The sequence below is a fragment of the Bartonella sp. AA168HLJHH genome (assembly GCF_042197365.1).
Classification (GTDB): Bacteria; Pseudomonadota; Alphaproteobacteria; order Rhizobiales; family Rhizobiaceae; genus Bartonella.
Window position 1 is genome coordinate 38,362 of record NZ_JBHIRS010000009.1, and the last position, 16,052, is coordinate 54,413.

Here is a 16,052-nt window from a genome sequence, read left to right on the forward strand (position 1 = left end):
AGGTTTTTTATTCCTCTCTTCAGTCATTTATCTATACCAACCTCACTTATTATGACGGTGAGGATGGTTTTTACTGCTTCACGACGAACGGATTTAAAATGAGAGAATCTTCCGATAATGGGAGCTCTGATTTAAATTTAAAAGACAATTTTAAGTTGCAAAAAGACGAATTACCATTACAGGATAGAATATTATACAGATGAAAAACGATACTCAATCTGCGTCAATATCTTTTGTAACCCAAAAATCACCATGATTTTGTCCTTTAGAGCTTAGAGAAAAAGTAAAAGGCCATGCAAGGCTATTAGCAAGACATTGGACATCTTTACATAAAGTTTCTGATCTATAGTTTTTGCGTAGTTGTGCCTGTAATATCAGTTCATTTTCCTTCCCTTGCGCAATAGCAGTTGCAATGGTTCCTTGAATGGATAAGCTCAAGTCTGCTGTACGCATTAATGACTCTGTTACCTTCATCATACCTTCTGAAAAGCTTGTCTGAATATCCCAGTAATCAAATGTTGTTAAAAAAGTATCATTATTCATTAAAAGAAATTGTTGTTTATTTGAAAGTCTTGTTTGTAATTCATTCAGATCATACCCTAATAGCCGACCAGAAGACATCTTCAGTGTTAACTCACCCTGCATTTTCGTAAAAATTTCTGGCCAAGAATCAGCAAGTGTTCGTACCGTTGCAGTAAAATTCGTTTTGCTTTGTATAAATGGAATAAATCCCCAAATTTCTAAAGTCTCCTGCATATCAATAGAAGCGCCTGAAATATTTCCTCCAATACGCACTTTCTGTCCAGCTGACGTAACTTCAATATTACTTTGCACGGATCCACCAAAAATATTCGCATGTCCAAGATCAAAAATACCATGCCCATCTCTTATTTGTATTGCAGCAGCTAAATTTGTGAGTGAAATATTTCCTATTTTAGCTTGTGGCGCAGAAAGTCGTATATCCACGCCAATACGATCAAAAATTCTCATGTCAAAGCAGGCATTTTTCTTTTTACCTGAAAAAAACATTGAACCCAAGAGGCTAAGGTCTAGGTTATCAAAAGCTAAAGAGCCCATGAGATTTGGTACATAATCTTGAAAATCGAGTTTCAAAGCTCCTCGCGCATTGGCTTTCCCCATCGTAAATGTAACATTGTTCATTTGGATATGCATTGGCTGCGCTAAAAAATGAGATTCCCATACAATGGGTATTTTTAATTTATGTCCCCAAAACTGATTTCCACCAACCCAAGACAATGTCTGATTCCATCCAGGAGAACGCATCGACACTTTTCCGTCAAAAATATAATATTCAGATAATCGAGCCTTTCCTGTAAAAGTTATTCCCCCACGTACAGAATTGAGACTTGCCCTAATATGACTTTTGCCTCCTGCAAGAAGCAGCAATGCTTGAGAAGCATCAAGTGATAATTTTGTAAATTCTCCGCGCCAACGCGCATCTGCACGTAACCGTACTTCCTGAGTTGATTCCGGCCAATCTAAAGTTGCATTTAATCCTGTTATTTTTTCTGCTACTCCTGAAAAACTATCGTGATACACAAGAACACCATTTTTAATGACAATCCGTCCAAAAGGTTGTTTTAAAAGGTGCTCTATCTCTGGATGCTCAGGATTATGTTTTAATATTTCACGCGTATTACGTATAGCCACCCCTAATGCACCTTGTGAGCGAGAAAACCGATCAAAAAAATCTGCTATTGTTTTAACAGGCTTTTCCATAACAAATTGAGGACGCATAATCCGCGTCTCTGAAAAAGAAATATGTCCCCAAAGAAGATCGACGACAGAAAGATCAACTTCTATTGATTCAGCTTCCATTAATGGCGCAACATCATCCATTTTTGATGTTAAAGTAACGCCAGAAAGAAATGCTTTAGGATAAGGAAAAAGATGTAACCGCGGTGGATCACGCAATTGCACATTGTAACCCGTCCATGCACTTAAATCCTGCGCTAAACGAATACGAATCGCATCTGTAGAAATAAGATAAGGTAAAACGAGAATCCCCACTCCAAATAAAAAGATAATTGTAATAAAAACTCCGCTCAAAAATTTTATTATTCTGATGCGCACATTATCCCTCTATACTTATCCCCCTATAACAGATTAAAAACAAACTTAAATGATCATAAAAAGTTTTTATAATCCTATAATTCACTATATCCACTTTGTATCTTCATTATTTTTGTTCTTTATCCAAAATTTATTCAAACAGCAATGTTGCTGCTTCTTTATAAAGCAATTATTTAAAAGTCTTCAAAACTATAAATCCACAACATTATAAAACCATTCTTACTGTTCTCATATGAATATTGCTATAAAACTCTATCGTATTATTAGAAAATGCTTTACAAAAAAAACAAACAGCCTTACCGAAAGGATCTCTGAATGAATAATATTATCGACGGAAAAAAACTTGCTGAAGAGATTATTGTGAAAGTTAAGGCCGAAACAGCAAAGCTCCGCCATCACTATAATATACAACCTAGTATCGCTGTTATTATCGTTGGAGATGATCCTGCAAGTCAAGTATATGTCACCTCAAAAAATAAAAAAGCCGAAGAATGTGGGTTTCTTTCAATCAAACATGTCGTTTCCAAAGAAACGCAAGAAAAAGATCTCCTTCAACTTATTACAACATTAAATTCTGATCCCAAAATTCATGGTATTTTGGTACAGCTGCCTCTCCCTGCTCATATGAATACAAATCGCATAACACAAGCCGTTGCTTTCCAAAAAGATGTTGATGGTTTTCATTATATTAATGTAGGAAAACTCGCGGCAAACGCACTTGAAGATGCGATGATTCCCTGCACTCCAGCTGGTGCCATGATGATGATTGAACAACACTGTGGGCAAGATTTATCTGGACTTGATGCTGTCGTTGTTGGACGCTCTAATATTGTTGGAAAACCTATGGCTGCCCTTTTAACAGCAGCCAATGCCACTGTGACAATTGCCCATAGTCGTACCCGTGACCTTGATGATGTGTGTCGAAGCGCTGATATTCTAGTAGCAGCTGTAGGCCGCCCACAAATGATTAAAAAAGACTGGATAAAAGATGGTGCAATTGTTATTGATGTCGGTATTAACCGCGTTGCTGCACCAGAAAAAGGTATAGGGAAAACACGTCTTGTTGGTGATGTCGATTTTGAAAATGTAAAAGAAAAAGCTGCTGCGATCACCCCTGTTCCAGGAGGCGTTGGACCAATGACAATTGCCATGCTTATGGTTAATACACTCAAAGCGGCCGCACGATCATACAATCTGCCTATACCAAAATTCTAAAAATTGTAACAATTCCTTGTATATGGTTTAATTGTATATGATTCAGCTTATTTATTTTTGCATTTTTCATGTCATAAAAACAGATGCCCCTTGATCTGCACGATTAACGGATTGACGAAAAACATGAAAAAGTTCGCGTCCAACACCATGTTCGTTTTTTGAAAGATCCGGAGATATGATTTTTCGCGCGTTAAATTTTGCTAAATCCTCCAAAAGGGTTAATTTACCCTCATGAGCATCAAGAAAAACAATATCACCATCCTGCAAACGTGCAATGGGGCCATTATCCACTGCTTCTGGTGTCACATGGAGAGCAGCAGGAATTTTTCCTGACGCTCCTGACATACGCCCATCGGTTATCAATGCTACCTTTTGACCGCGATCTTGTAAAACGCCTAAAATGGTCGTTAATTTATGAAGCTCTGGCATACCATTGGCTTTTGGTCCTTGATAGCGAATGACAGCGATAAAGTCTTTATTATGCAACACTCCAGATTTAAAAGATTTTTGTAGTTCCTCTTGATCATTAAAAACAAAGACTGGTGCTTTAATCTGCCAATACTCTGGTTTAACAGAGGAAACTTTTATAATAGCTGTTCCCAAATCTCCTGATAAAACACGAAGACCACCATCAAGCTGAAATGGCTTTCTCCACCCCGCTAACACCTTATGATCACCACTTTCCTTAAGAGCCGCTTCACGCACCACATGACCATCAGCAGAAAGCTTTGCTTCAATTGCATAAGCATTGAGATCTTTACCAAAAACCGTAGAAACATCTTCATGGACCAAGCCTGCCTCGATAAGCTCGCGAATAATAAATCCCATTCCCCCCGCAGCGTAAAAATGATTAATATCTGCTAAACCGTTAGGATAAATGCGCGCTAAAAGAGGCACAACGGATGAAATTTCTGCAATATCATGCCATGTCAATTTAATACCGCAAACAGCAGCCATAGCAATCAAATGAATCGCATGATTGGTAGAACCTCCTGTTGCATTTAATCCTACAATGGCATTCACAAAAGAACGCTCATCAATGATCATACCAAGTGGACTATAATGATCACCAAGATCTGTCATTTCAAGTACACGTTTCGTAGCTTCTTTTGTTAAAGCATCACGCAACGGTGTATTCGCATTAATAAAAGAAGCTCCAGGCATATGAAGCCCCATCATCTCCAGTATCACCTGATTAGAGTTAGCTGTTCCATAAAATGTACATGTTCCTGGCCCATGATAAGAACGTGCTTCTGATGCTAAAAGTGTTTGGCGATCTATTTTATTTTCCGCGTAAAGTTGACGTATCTTCGCTTTTTCATCATTACCTTGACCACTTGTCATGGGACCAGCTGCTATAAAAATTCCTGGTAAATGACCAAATGTTAGGGCACCAATCAATAAACCTGGCACAATTTTATCACACACCCCAAGATACAATGCTGCATCAAAGACATCGTGTGATAAGCTTATAGCTGTTGCCATTGCAATTACTTCACGCGAAAAAAGGGAAAGCTCCATCCCCGCATTTCCCTGCGTAACACCATCGCACATCGCGGGAACACCACCTGCAACCTGTGCAACACCACCAACCATACGGGCCGACTCTTTAATTAAGTGAGGAAATTTTTCAAAAGGTTGATGTGCTGAAAGTATATCGTTATATGCCGTGATAATGCCAATATTCCCAACGATATTTCCCTTCAAGCGCTCTTTATCTATTGCACCACAAGCAGCAAAGCTATGAGCCTGATTGGCACATCCTAAAAAACTCCGTTTGGGGCGATGAACTTGTGCTTTTGCAATACGATCTAAGTAAATTTCTCGTGTTGATTGAGACCGTTCATAAATCCTTCGTGTAACTGTGGCAATTGTCTTGGAAAGTGCCATATTTCTCTCCCCCTTTCATTGTTTCTTCCCCTCATTCATTGAGAGAGATTACGTTTTTATTCACCTTGTGTCGCATATTTTGATTCACTTATTTCATTTTCTGCAGGCGACCAATAAACCTGAACGAGATGAGGGGAATTACGCAAAATTGCCCGAATAGGCATTTCTGTTTCAGACCCGTCTTGACAAGCTTCCTCAAAACAATCGCGTTTCTGAAGACCCTCGAAATGGAGAATAATGCAACGAGATTGCATAATAACTGGCAAAGTTAGTGAGAGTCTTGGCTCAACAGCACTCTTAGCATGAAGGGGTAAAACAAGTGCTTGTGTTCGTAAATCAAGCGCTTGCTTTAAACGATCAGCATCAGGAAAAAAAGAAGCCGTATGTCCATCCTCCCCCATTCCTAAAACAACAACATCAAAGGGTTTAGGCAAAGTATTAACACGACTCGCCGCTGAAAAAGCAGCAAGTTCAGCAGTAATTGCTTTATGATAAAGCCCTACAAAACGTGCTTTTGCGGCAAAATTTTGTAACAAATGACACCGTACCATATGTTCATTTGAACGTTCATCGTGTGTAGGGACAAAACGTTCATCGACCAACGTGATAATAATCTTTTGCCAATCAATATCCGCTTTTGACAAATAATGAAAAAACAATTCTGGTGTTTTACCACCAGACACCGCTAAAACAGCTCTCTTGCGCTCAAGAACAGATACACTAAGCTCTGCTGCTACTCGATCTGCTAATGCCAAGGCTAAAGTCTGAGGGGTTTCAAAATCTAAACGGTCAATATTCATTCTATACATACTTATTGCTCTAAACTAAATTGTTCCATATACGCCCATCACGTTCCATGAGGCTCATCGAAGCAGACGGCCCCCATGAACCAGCGTTATAACTGTGAACAGGCTGTTTTATTTCTTCCCATCCCTCAATGATTGGATCAATCCAACGCCAAGCAGCCTCAACTTCATCACGACGCATAAACAGTGTTTGATCTCCACGAATAACATCCATTAATAAACGTTCATAAGCATCAGGATTACGTTCAGAAAATGCGGAAGCAAAACTCATGTCTAATGGAATGTGACGAAACCGCATACCGCCATAACTTGGATCCTTAATCATCAACCATTGTTTTACACCTTCATCAGGTTGGAGACGAATTACAAGCCGATTAGAAAAAATTTCATCTAAATCCACATTAAAAATATTATGAGGAATAGGTTTAAAAACCACAACAATTTCAGACATTCGCGTGAACATGCGCTTACCTGTTCGTAAATAAAAAGGCGTATTAGCCCAACGCCAGTTATCAATCTTAACCTTAAGTGCTACAAATGTTTCACTCTTACTCACTCTTCCCAGATCATCAAAATAAGACTCTACCGATATACCATTTGATAGACCAGAAAGATACTGCCCACGTACAGTATGCTGCCCTACATTATGGACATCAAGCGGTGTTAAAGAATGTAAAACTTTAAGTTTTTCATCGCGCACAGCATTAGCACTGTTGGTAAATGGTATTTCCATCGCAACCAAACAAAGTAATTGTAGCATATGGTTTTGAACCATATCGCGTAGAGCACCAGTGCTTTCATAATATTCTGTACGGCCCTCTAACCCTAAAGATTCAGCAACGGTTATTTGAACATGATCAATATAATTGGAGTTCCATAGCGGTTCATAAAGTGTATTAACAAACCGCAATGCCATTAAATTTTGAACAGTTTCCTTCCCAAGATAATGATCAATACGAAAGATCTGCTCTTCATTAAAGGCACTTGCAAATACATCATTAAGTGAAACCGCTGTTTTTACATCGCAACCAATTGGTTTTTCAATGATAATCCGTGTTTGTGGTGTCACCAAATCATTTTTTTCCAACTTCATCGCAATATCAGCAAAAAGTGACGAACCAACAGCCAAATAAAAAGCTCGAATATCCGCTGAATCTTGTGACAGAAGGAGGGCTAAATCCTCCCACCCGCGATTTGAGGTCACATCAACAGAAACGAAAGTTAAACGTGCAAGAAAACGATTGAGTTCTGTTGAATTGAGATCTTTTGGATGGATATGTTTTTCTAAAGAAATGCGGACAAAATTTTGATATTCTTCACGACTTAAGGAAGTGCGCGAAACCCCAATAATACGTGTTGGCTCACTGAATTGCCCAGCACACTGACAATGATACAAAGCCGGCAAAAGCTTGCGCAACGCCAGATCACCATTGCCACCAAAAACAATACAATCAAAGGAAGAAACTGGAATAATTTTACGCACCATGAACTTGTTTATTTTTCTATTCGATTATGAAATCCCATATCACTTATAAAAGCTTTCATCATTAAAGCAGACAGATACTAAATAAGCCATTAATTTTCTTCATTTCAAGCAATGTTTCCATTAAAGGCGATCCAATAAAGAAAACCAACGCATTGCTAAAAATATAAGCGGATAACGCAAAACTCTTCCTCCCGGAAAAGATGAAATCTTTAAGTCTTGGAAATAGGAAAAACGTTCATATTTTCCAGTTAACCATTCTGCGTATAATTTTCCCACGAAAGGAGCCAGCATAACGCCATGCCCTGAATAACCACCACAATAAGTCATCCTTGAAAAAATTTGGCGAACATAGGGCATGCGTTCAACTGTGATGGCAACCGTTGCTCCCCACCGATGGCTTAAATTGATAGAATGTAATTGAGGATAAATTTCAACAATTTGCCGTTTTATACGTTCATCTAAATTTAGAGGATGCTTATTATCATAACTTTCTACACCACCAAATAAGAGACGATTATCAATGCTTTTGCGAAAATAGCGAACCATAAAACGGGAATCATCAACCGATTCCCCCCCTATAAGAATTGAACTATGCTTTGGTAATGGGTCCGTTGCTCCAATATAAGAGCGAATAGAAACAATATTTTTTTCAATAAAACGCTCCAGACCAAGTTTATACCCATTTGTTGCAAGTAAAACATGCTCTGCTGTTACACTACCTTTTTCTGTTATTACTTTCCAATGTGCTCCCTTGCGCCTTACGGTCGTTACTTGTGACTTCTCATAAAGCTTAGCACCAGCATCTTGTGCTCTTTTTGCCAACCCAATAATCAATTTTAAGGGATTTATATGACCGGTATCCGCATCATAAATACCACCACAATAAAAAGTTGATCCAAGTCGCTCAAATGTTTCAGCCTTATCCATAAAAGTAAGCGCGTGATAGCCATAACGCTGCATCGCCTCAATATGCTGTTGATAAGAGAGAAGCTCACGCCTTTTATGAGTTACAGAAAGCTGTCCTCCTATCAAATCACAAGGACAATTAGGCATTGCGCATAAAGCTAAAATATCTCTTTTAGCTTCTTCTGCTAAATCAAATAGAGCCTTACTTCGCTCAAAACCATACTTTTTTTCTAATGTTTCTACCCATTGCCGTTGCCCTGTTCCCAGCTGTCCACCATTGCGCCCTGAAGCACCATCACCAAAACGTGATGCTTCAAATAAAACAACATCTACTCCAGCCTTGGCTAAATGATAAGCAGCCGAAAGACCCGTAAATCCGCCTCCAATAATGACCACATCACACTGTCTGTTTTCACAAAAAGAAGGATAAGAGGGACGTTCTCTTAAAGCATCTTCATACCAAGAAATTCCTGGAGAAATTGAATTATAATCAATCATCGTCATAAAATTTAAACATTCAGCAGGAGATATTCACGCTCCCACGGACTGATTACTTCCATAAAAGTTTCAAACTCTTGTCGTTTGATTGCAGCATAAGTACTGACAAACACATCCCCTAAAATAGCACGTATCACTGTATCTTGTTCAAACAAATTGACTGCCTCAATGAGCCCACGCGGTAACTCAATATTATCAGCGTTTACATTATTTATCGCTGGCTCATCCGGCTCAATTTTTTGTTGCAAACCAATAAGACCACACGCTAAAGAAGCCGCAAGGGCTAAATAAGGATTCGCATCTGATGAAGGAAGCCTATTCTCAACACGTCGCGCTTGAGGAGCAGAACGGGGAACTCGAAAAGCTGTAGTACGATTATCATATCCCCACCGCAAATTAACAGGAGCCGAATTATCAGGGACAAGACGTCGATAAGAATTCACATAAGGCGCAAGCATCACAAGTACGCCTGGCATATGTTTTTGCAATCCACCAATAAAATGGCGAAAACAGATACTTTCTTCACCATTTTCCTGTGTAAAAATATTCATGCCGGTTTTCTTATCAACAACCGATTGGTGAATATGCATAGCAGAACCCGGCTGCCCTTGAATGGGTTTTGCCATAAAAGTTGCATACATATTATGTTTTAGTGCTGCTTCACGAATTGTTCGTTTAAACATAAAAACTTGATCCGCTAATTCAATAGGATCACCATGACGTAAATTGATTTCAAACTGTCCTGCTCCTTCTTCATGAATGAGGGTATCAATTTCCAATCCTTGTGCCTCTGAAAATTGATAAATATCATCAATCAAATCATCGAATTCATTAACACCAGCAATGGAATACCCCTGTCCACCACCAATTGAACGCCCAGAACGACCAACCGGTGGAACTAACGGATAATCAGGATCGGGATTTTTTTGTACCAAATAAAACTCAATTTCTGGTGCCACAACAGGGCTTAAACCCATTTTTGTGTAAAAATGAACCACCGTTCGTAAAACATTGCGTGGTGTATAATCCACAACCTGACCATTTTGATACACAAGATCACAAATCACCTGTGCCGTAGGAGCATCTTCCCATGGCACAATGCTTAACGTAGAAAGATCAGGCTCAAGGCGTAAATCACCATCTGCTTTAGGATATTCAAAACCATGACCATCTTCAGGATAATCCCCTGAAATTGTTGCCATAAAAACTGCTGAAGGCAATGCCAATGATGTTTCCGATGTAAATTTTTTAGAAAGCATCATCTTGCCCCGTGGTACCCCTGCTTGATCAGGCGTAATACATTCAATATCCTCTACCTTACGAAAAGCAAGCCATTGTGAAACTTGTTCCCAATTGCGCACACCACGTAAACTTTTGAGAAAACGAGAGACAGGTTTAAAATTCTTACTTTTCGTTTGTTTACCATTTTTTACAGCCATAACATACCAACTTTAAAAACAATCAAGTCCTATTCTTATTGTATCAGCCCATGCATAAACGACACGAAAAAAATTTATCAACTGATATTTTTGAAGAATACTATAAGATCTATCAAGGTAAAAGAACTTTACGCTCAAAAAGCTATCCTATCACCATAGTGAAAAAATTGATATTGCACCCGATACATCGATGCGAACCTTCTCCTTATATAAAACAGCGAGAAATACCATATTGTACGTAACCTAATTCCGATTCAAATAATCATATATAAGCAAACATTGACGAGAATAATAAAGGCGAGATATTTAATTTCCTTTTGGTTGTAGCAATGCTTCATATTAAAAGAAAAGAAACTTTTCTTTTAATATGAAGCAAGTTTTGTAACTCTATTGTTATCCACATAGAAGTAAACACCCTAGGATGGTGAGTAACCTTTACAGCTAGTGCTTACAAACACTCACCCCGCCATAATATGCGTAAATGTATTTTCAGGATAAGTCATACGCCCAGCATTTCCGACATGAAACTTAACCATCGTCTGCATAACAGAGCTATCAACCTTGTTCTGAGTGGATGGTACAGACTCTGCACTTATATCAATTCCCACCGCTTGACATTGCACTTCGCACACAATATTTAGAGCTGAGAATCCAGTAGAGCATACCAAATCCAATAGATAGGATTTTTTGCTAATTGCGCCATGCGTGATCCAACATTTGATAGTCTCCAGCCCACTAGGAGGTGTGTTATTTATATCTAAAAAGCCAAAAAATCAGGATATGAGAACACAATAATATCAATTTCCTTTTAACTAACGTCCTTTATCGTCGATCTTCCACCATCGTAAAATCTATTTTGTATCAGTTGCTTTCACATACTTTGACTTATGATCTCGTGATACTGGGCAGACTAAGTACACATCCCCAGAGCCCAGATTATAATTAAGTTCGTACCATTCTGCTCTTTTATAGAGCTAATATTTGAAAATAAATAACCATAATCTTTAGATATAATACGCCTAGGTTCAATAATTACCGTAAGCTTATGTAAATCACAACCCAATTGTGATAATGCCTCATAAATTTTACGAGGGTATTCGTCATTGACCGTCACGGCATCGCAAAACGCTGTGGAAGTCGGATATCCTCCGCCTAGACTGATAAAACTTTTTTGATCCTTCAATGCGTAAATATCCTTTCCAGCCTTAGTTAAGGTGGATACTATTAACTCAGTCGAATTCAAATTAGAGCCCACATGCAAAGGCACCCCATTAAGCCTAATCCTATTGGATTCTAGCAAAGATAATGCGGCACGTAACTTCGCCGCAGTCATACCAAAACACGATCTATCCCCGTTTGCCAGTACATGGCACAATCTCAATGAGATTTTAGGTAATATATCAAAATGGCGTGCAAGAGTGATGATGTCATGTAATTCGATAATATTATCACACTGGATATTTATATGTTTTCTAATAGGATAATTCTATCTCTTCTCGAAGTTTTACAGGGATATAAAAAATGTATCTCTACCTTTAAAACCATCTTTTTGCGCTAATGATATTTCATAACCAGACGCAAATTCCAAGTCCTAACAACATAACAATGATGCCCCGCACATCCATTAAAATACCCTGCTTTTTCTCGCTCTAGGCATTCATAGCCGGACCACGTAAAACAGGATACCAATTACAATATCAGACCATAAGGCTGAAAGAGAAAGTTTTTTTATATTTTTATCTTTACATTGCCTCTTAAACAAGCTGGCCTGTTCATATAAGAAGTTATATGTATAATACATATAACTTCTACAAAAGGAGGATTCATTATGTTCCGTGAAAATCTTTGGTAATACACTCGGGTGATTGGGTCACCAGTCGCCCGTCAATAATATAGTGCGAGTTAAGAAATTGGGGGAGGTAAGCTATGCAACTCGTGGATCATCCTTTTGTGAAGTTCGATCAACTCAAGCCGATTTACAACTTCACATATCCGTTATTTCGCACTATTTCAAATGAATTTTACGATTACCTAGACTTTAATAAACTAGCGCACAGTAAGCAGATTCCACAAGCGCGTACCATTTCTCTTTATTTGCATATTCCCTTTTGCGAAACCATCTGTTCCTTCTGTCCCTTTCAGAAAGGGGCCTACAAGCACGTTAAACAAATCGAATCTTATATTTCAGCGCTTACCACAGAGATCAGAAACAAAGGAAATTTCATTCGCTCGCTTAGAGGTCCCATCCGCAGCATCTATATAGGGGGTGGCACACCGTCGCTTTTGTCCGCAGATAATATCCGACACATCGGAAAAGTATTGCATGCCGAATTTGAGCTCTCTTCCTTAGCCGAATTTACACTGGAAAGCGAACCGAAGAGCGTCACACGTGATAAACTTTATGCTGCCCGTGAGATCGGCGTTAACCGGATCAGCTTCGGTATACAGAGTTTCATTGAGCGTTTCCGATCATTGTTTAACCTCACCTCAACACGTGAACAAATCAACAATACCGTGGCTTGGTCACAAGAGATAATTGGACATGTCGGTTTCGACCTACTATATGGCATACACAGCCAGCAAGCCGAAGAACTATTATACGATTTGAAGCAAGCCAGCGAGCTTCACCCTGAAACCATCAACCTCTATGCAATTAACAATCTGGCTATCACGTCGCAACTGCATAAGTCTTACGCACAAAAAGGGCTGAAACCGTCCAGCCTACAACATCGACAGATGCTTCGATTATTTAGCGACATCGTTATGCGCAGCTGCGGCTATGCGCCGTGTAATGGGCATTCCTATATCAAAATTTCCAATAACACTCCTCTAACGCTCGCTAAAACGAGTTCAGCTAATTATTTCCGCTATCACAAATATTTGCATGGTTATCATGATGATTATGTGGTTGGCTTTGGGGTGTCAGCACAGTCGATTCTTGGCTCACTCGTCACTCGCGCCAATCCCAGTCGAAGCGGATACATTACCGACATACAACTTAAAGGCAAATCAAAAGTGTACTACAATTGGGTATCAGCGGAGCAACAAGCCTCCAAGGCTTTGTGTATGCGGCTACCTTATAACGGCTACGCCAAAAAAGAAAGAATTGACTGGACCGCACTTCCCTCTTTCGTATACAATAACCTACAGCAACTTATAGGTGCAGGTCTCATCGCAGAAAGTGATAACGATCTCCAGCTGACTCAGCGTGGTTGGCAATGGTATTCCAACCTTATGTATTTTCTTCTCCCTCAGGAAGACAGGAATATCTTGGACGACTATGTCGCAAACATGCTGAATACAACCGCCGTACTTGATGGACCAGCGGAAATCTGTGTGGCATCTTAAGGAGAACAGAATGTTCACGCTTTTTGCCAACAAGAACATACGCTATTTTTGCCTCACCGTTAGTCTGCTCGCCTTACTCAGCGGTGCTTTGCGCACTGCCATCCCGCTATTAGCAAGACAATCTGGATATGGCGTAGTTGGAGTAAGTTGGGCGCAAGGTCTCTTCTCATTAGCGTGGCCAATTTTCGGCATCCTTGCAGGCGTTTTACTTGATCGCTGCGACAAAATAAAACTTGCCACCTCAGCTCTCTTCATCTTCATGCTACTGCATATTGTCCTGTTCATACTGCTCATGATACAGATTACTCCAGCCGAACAAATTTTCTTCTATGCAACCATTGCTGGATTCATCGTCGTTTCTGCCGAAGCTTATATAATGACGATTCCACCACTTATCATGGAGGGAGAGCGATTGATGACCTTCTACTCAATTGTCTTGTTTTTAGATTTCGGGGTCTCCTATTTTCTTGCCCCTGTCATAACAAGCAGCATTTTAGCGCATAGCACACTGCTATTTCTCGGCCTGTTAATCGTGCTTTTTATCGCATTGATTTTTACCGCTCGCCATGCTGTTCCGACATCGCCAACACCTGATAAAGAAAACATCACTTTCCGTTATATCATTGCCGGCTTTCATTTCATTTTTTCAAATCGGCATCTTACCTCCCTTACATTACTCACATTCTTTCTATCGGTGGTATTTGGAGCATTCCTAACCTCGTTCATCTTCTTCGTTACCGACGGTCGGTATCTGGGCCTACATAGCAGCCAATATGGCGTGATGTTTGCAGCCTACGCGCTTGGAACAATGGCAGGTGCCCTATTTGCACCGCGTATACGTTATGCACCGGTGCGCCTAGCTGTTCTCACTGACGGTTTAGGAACGGTTGTCTTACTGCTGGTTCCAGCCTTTTCAAAAAGTGCTGTCGTCGTATGGGGCGTCACCTTTATCGCTGGCGTTGGAGCAAGCTTATGGTTTATTGGTGTTACCGCCTTCAGGCAGCGCCTCACACCAAAGCAACTTCTCGGGCGAGCTAATTCTGCTTTTCGAGTGATAGGCTATGCTGGAACGCCGGTCGGAAGCTTTTTGGTCGGCGTCCTTGGTTCTTTTATATCATTGCAGTTTGCTGCCACCTTTATCGCTGGGCTCCTATTGGTGGCTATCGCGATAACGCTTCCTTTTCTTTGGCAGGCTGATCATATAAACACACCCAATCCTGCCACGAGGTAACAGCTGCTTTTTAAAAAAGACACGGTCAAAAAAGGCACACATACCCTATTACGCAATCGATTGATCTGTTCTTTGGACGAGAAAATTATCACCATAGTGGCTGATAGAGCCAGCGGCACTATAGAAGCAGCCAAACAAGCGCTAAAGACAAAACAGCCCCTTTACGTTGCATTGGGCGATGATCCAACGCCTATATGAAAGATGCAGAGAGCTTATAGCGTACGAAGTGCAATTCTTAACCAAAAACTCCGCCCTAGCAATACCCACTTATACTCCAGTTAATCCGTTACCCGCTGGACATCAAATGCCTCACCCCTTTACTGCTCCTCAAAATACATTTTGCTGCACTTACGCGCCGTATTCTTCCTTTGTAATCAAAAGAGCAGCCCTCCTTTCCTAGTTTAGGATCTTTGCCTACACAACGCAGCAACAGATGCGACCATATATGCAATCACGCCTTAGGGCCTGCATAGTAGAAAGCTTAGTTCGAGAGATTCATAAAGCCTATATCCCAATAAATTTTCCACCCAATCCACCTTTTAAAAGGGCGGCTTTATATAAACCGTTAGAGCAAGCTATGAAATCCTTAGGTGTATTAGAAATAATTGGCGGTTTTACCTCAGACCAATGTTGATTGACTTTTACTCGTGCATATACGCAAGCGGTGCTACTCTTTTCTCAGATAGAAAGGACATAACCGTTACCATCTGACCTATTATTGTTTGAAAATAAAGAAAAAGTATCAGTGTGACTAATGATATTGAAGAGCTATCTCATTATGTGGCTGTACTTAATTACGGCATTGGGAAGCTAGTCACGTAATCACCCCCTTCTGCGCGCGCCTTCTGCATGATATTCATAAGATTTTATTACGCGGTAAACGCGGTACGTCCAAAAGCCTTGGCGAATTTCGCAAAGCACAAAATTAGCTTGGCGGTACGCAACTAAAGACAGCGTCATTCGTGCCGCCCACTCTTACCACAGCCCCCCTACTCTCTCTACTACCATCCCCCGCTTAGAATCGCGCCAACTCATCACCGGTGCCTCGTTAAACACCACACCAGTCTCAAGAGCGGTAAAATGCGCCTTGCCGCATTTAATCTTCAGCATTTCTTTAAGGCGCAAATCAAACTCGCTAT

Annotated in this window: 12 protein-coding genes; 3 read left to right on the forward strand and 9 right to left on the reverse strand. The window is 40.1% G+C overall.

Annotation, left to right across the window (positions count from 1 at the left end; genetic code table 11):
* Positions 1–213: 213 nt before the first annotated feature.
* The gene (locus ACFINM_RS06660) at positions 214–2,094 is read right to left on the reverse strand and encodes an AsmA family protein (RefSeq protein WP_375621106.1); all 1,881 of its coding nucleotides are present in this window, start codon (positions 2,092–2,094) and stop codon (positions 214–216) included.
* Between the two features lie 315 nt (positions 2,095–2,409).
* Between ACFINM_RS06660 and folD the strand changes: the two genes are divergently transcribed.
* On the forward strand, positions 2,410–3,309 hold the full coding sequence (gene folD, locus ACFINM_RS06665) for a bifunctional methylenetetrahydrofolate dehydrogenase/methenyltetrahydrofolate cyclohydrolase FolD (RefSeq protein WP_375640943.1): 900 nt from the start codon (positions 2,410–2,412) through the stop codon (positions 3,307–3,309).
* 66 nt (positions 3,310–3,375) lie between these two features.
* Here the strand turns inward: folD and edd are convergent, their stop codons facing one another.
* From edd to ACFINM_RS06700, 7 genes are all read right to left on the reverse strand, one after another.
* Positions 3,376–5,199, reverse strand: a complete 1,824-nt coding sequence (edd, locus tag ACFINM_RS06670; RefSeq protein WP_375640944.1) for a phosphogluconate dehydratase — start codon at positions 5,197–5,199, stop codon at positions 3,376–3,378.
* 56 nt (positions 5,200–5,255) lie between these two features.
* The gene (pgl, locus tag ACFINM_RS06675; protein ID WP_375640945.1) at positions 5,256–6,008 is read right to left on the reverse strand and encodes a 6-phosphogluconolactonase; all 753 of its coding nucleotides are present in this window, start codon (positions 6,006–6,008) and stop codon (positions 5,256–5,258) included.
* Between the two features lie 10 nt (positions 6,009–6,018).
* Positions 6,019–7,491 (reverse strand): glucose-6-phosphate dehydrogenase, encoded by a 1,473-nt coding sequence (zwf, locus tag ACFINM_RS06680; RefSeq protein ID WP_375640946.1) that lies wholly within the window; start codon positions 7,489–7,491, stop codon positions 6,019–6,021.
* Between the two features lie 120 nt (positions 7,492–7,611).
* On the reverse strand, positions 7,612–8,895 hold the full coding sequence (locus tag ACFINM_RS06685; RefSeq protein ID WP_375629621.1) for an NAD(P)/FAD-dependent oxidoreductase: 1,284 nt from the start codon (positions 8,893–8,895) through the stop codon (positions 7,612–7,614).
* A gap of 11 nt (positions 8,896–8,906) precedes the next feature.
* A complete protein-coding gene (locus tag ACFINM_RS06690; protein WP_375618430.1) occupies positions 8,907–10,334 on the reverse strand; it encodes a glutamine synthetase family protein in 1,428 nt (475 codons plus the stop codon).
* Positions 10,335–10,792: 458 nt separating this feature from the next.
* On the reverse strand, positions 10,793–11,089 hold the full coding sequence (locus ACFINM_RS06695; RefSeq protein ID WP_375621148.1) for a class I SAM-dependent methyltransferase: 297 nt from the start codon (positions 11,087–11,089) through the stop codon (positions 10,793–10,795).
* Positions 11,090–11,244: 155 nt separating this feature from the next.
* Positions 11,245–11,811: a hypothetical protein gene (locus ACFINM_RS06700; protein ID WP_375621149.1), complete on the reverse strand. Its 567-nt coding sequence runs from the start codon at positions 11,809–11,811 to the stop codon at positions 11,245–11,247.
* A 449-nt stretch (positions 11,812–12,260) separates the two neighbouring features.
* On the opposite strand from ACFINM_RS06700, the gene ACFINM_RS06705 reads away from it, so the two are divergent.
* Together ACFINM_RS06705 and ACFINM_RS06710 are read left to right on the forward strand one after the other, a co-directional pair.
* Positions 12,261–13,682 (forward strand): coproporphyrinogen-III oxidase family protein, encoded by a 1,422-nt coding sequence (locus ACFINM_RS06705; RefSeq protein ID WP_375640947.1) that lies wholly within the window; start codon positions 12,261–12,263, stop codon positions 13,680–13,682.
* A gap of 10 nt (positions 13,683–13,692) precedes the next feature.
* Positions 13,693–14,913 (forward strand): MFS transporter, encoded by a 1,221-nt coding sequence (locus ACFINM_RS06710; RefSeq protein ID WP_375621112.1) that lies wholly within the window; start codon positions 13,693–13,695, stop codon positions 14,911–14,913.
* A 975-nt stretch (positions 14,914–15,888) separates the two neighbouring features.
* Here ACFINM_RS06710 and ACFINM_RS06715 read toward each other — a convergent pair.
* Positions 15,889–16,038 (reverse strand): hypothetical protein, encoded by a 150-nt coding sequence (locus ACFINM_RS06715; protein ID WP_375640948.1) that lies wholly within the window; start codon positions 16,036–16,038, stop codon positions 15,889–15,891.
* Positions 16,039–16,052: the final 14 nt, after the last annotated feature.

Excerpts from the sequence above, each read along its gene's own strand:
- zwf (WP_375640946.1), bottom strand. The coding sequence starts at position 7,491 with ATGGTGCGTAAAATTATTCCAGTTTCTTCCTTTGATTGTATTGTTTTT.
- folD (WP_375640943.1), top strand. The coding sequence starts at position 2,410 with ATGAATAATATTATCGACGGAAAAAAACTTGCTGAAGAGATTATTGTG.
- pgl (WP_375640945.1), bottom strand. The coding sequence starts at position 6,008 with ATGTATAGAATGAATATTGACCGTTTAGATTTTGAAACCCCTCAGACT.
- ACFINM_RS06710 (WP_375621112.1), top strand. The coding sequence starts at position 13,693 with ATGTTCACGCTTTTTGCCAACAAGAACATACGCTATTTTTGCCTCACC.
- ACFINM_RS06690 (WP_375618430.1), bottom strand. The coding sequence starts at position 10,334 with ATGGCTGTAAAAAATGGTAAACAAACGAAAAGTAAGAATTTTAAACCT.
- ACFINM_RS06685 (WP_375629621.1), bottom strand. The coding sequence starts at position 8,895 with ATGATTGATTATAATTCAATTTCTCCAGGAATTTCTTGGTATGAAGAT.
- edd (WP_375640944.1), bottom strand. The coding sequence starts at position 5,199 with ATGGCACTTTCCAAGACAATTGCCACAGTTACACGAAGGATTTATGAA.
- ACFINM_RS06705 (WP_375640947.1), top strand. The coding sequence starts at position 12,261 with ATGCAACTCGTGGATCATCCTTTTGTGAAGTTCGATCAACTCAAGCCG.